The sequence below is a fragment of the Sphingomonas sanguinis genome (assembly GCF_001476905.1).
GTDB lineage: Bacteria > Pseudomonadota > Alphaproteobacteria > Sphingomonadales > Sphingomonadaceae > Sphingomonas > Sphingomonas sanguinis_B.
The window spans coordinates 1-1,687 of record NZ_LDTE01000081.1; the positions used below are offsets into that span (position 1 = coordinate 1).

Here is a 1,687-nt window from a genome sequence, read left to right on the forward strand (position 1 = left end):
GCGCTGCCAGCGCCACCGTCGCCGCCAACAGCACCGCCAAGGCGGTGACGCTCGCCCTGTCGGGCGGGGCCGCGACCTCGGTCGCAGTCGTGACCCAGGCCAGCCACGGCACGGCCACGGCCTCAGGCACCGGCATCAGCTACACCCCGACCGCCGGCTTCTCGGGCAGCGACAGCTTCACCTACACCGCGACCAATGCCTCGGGCACCAGCAGTCCTGCGACCGTCACCATCACGGTGACCGCACCGACGCTGGTCGTTGCACCGGCCTCGGGGCCGCTGCCTGCGGCTACGGTCGGCAGCGCCTATAGCAGCACGCTCACCAGTTCTGGCGGCACCGCGCCTTATGGCTACACCGCCACGGGTCTGCCCGCCGGCCTCACGCTGGCCGCGGACGGCACCCTGTCGGGTACGCCGACCACTGCGGGCCACTACACCGTCACCGTCACCACCACCGATGCCAACGGCGCCACCGGCGCCGCGACCTACAGGCTCGCTGTTGCCGTCCAGGCACCTGTCGCCAGCGCGGTCAGCAAAACCGTTGCCGCCAACAGCACCGCCAACGCCGTTACGCTCGCCCTGTCGGGCGGCGCGGCGACGTCGGTCGCCGTCGCCACCGCACCGGCACACGGCACCGCCACCGCCACCGCCTCGGGCACCGGCATCAGCTACACCCCGAACGCCGGATACTCGGGCAGTGACAGCTTCAACTACACCGCGACCAACGCCTCCGGCACCAGCGCGGCCGCAACCGTCACCGTCACGGTCACCGCGCCGACGCTGGTCGTAGCACCAGCCTCGGGTCCGCTGCCTGCAGCCACCGTCGGCACCGCTTATAGCAGCACGCTCACCAGCTCTGGCGGCACCGCGCCTTATGGCTACACCGCCACGGGTCTGCCCGCCGGCCTCACGCTGGCCGCGGACGGCACCCTGTCGGGTACGCCGACCACTGCGGGCAACTACACCGTCACCGTCACCACCACCGATGCGCATGGCGCCACCGGCACCGCGACCTACAGCCTCGCCGTCAGCGTCCAGGCACCGGTGGCCGGTGCGGTCAGCAAGACCGTTGCCGCCAACAGCACCGCCAACGCGGTGACGCTCGCCCTGTCGGGCGGGACCGCGACGTCGGTCGCCGTCGCCACCGCACCGGCACACGGCACCGCCACCGCCTCGGGCACCGGCATCAGCTACACCCCGACCGCCGGCTATTCCGGCAGCGACAGCTTCACCTACACCGCCACCAACGCGTCCGGCACCAGCGCGCCCGCGACCGTCACCGTCACGGTCATCGCACCGACGTTAGCCCTGACGCCGGCAACGCTGCCAGGCACGACCGTCGGCGCCGCCTACAGCCAGGCGCTCGCCACCTCGGGCGGCACCGCGCCCTACAGCTATGCCGTCACCGCCGGCGCACTGCCGGGCGGGCTGACCCTGTCGAGCACCGGTACGCTCGCCGGCACGCCGACCGCAGCGGGCACGTTCAACCTCACCGTCACCGCGACCGACGCGCAGAGCTTCACCACCGCGCGCAGCTACACCATCACCGTTGCAGCCCAGGCACCGGTCGCAGGCGCTGCCAGCGCCACCGTCGCCGCCAACAGCACCGCCAAGGCGGTGACGCTCGCCCTGTCGGGCGGGGCCGCGACCTCGGTCGCCGTCGTGACCCAGGCCAGCCACGGCACGGC

General features: G+C 72.8%; 1 protein-coding gene. It reads left to right on the forward strand.

Going from position 1 to position 1,687, the window contains the following annotated elements; genetic code table 11:
* The coding region (locus SB4_RS13045) for a beta strand repeat-containing protein (RefSeq protein WP_153006205.1) at positions 1–1,687 on the forward strand (1,687 nt) is incomplete at both ends.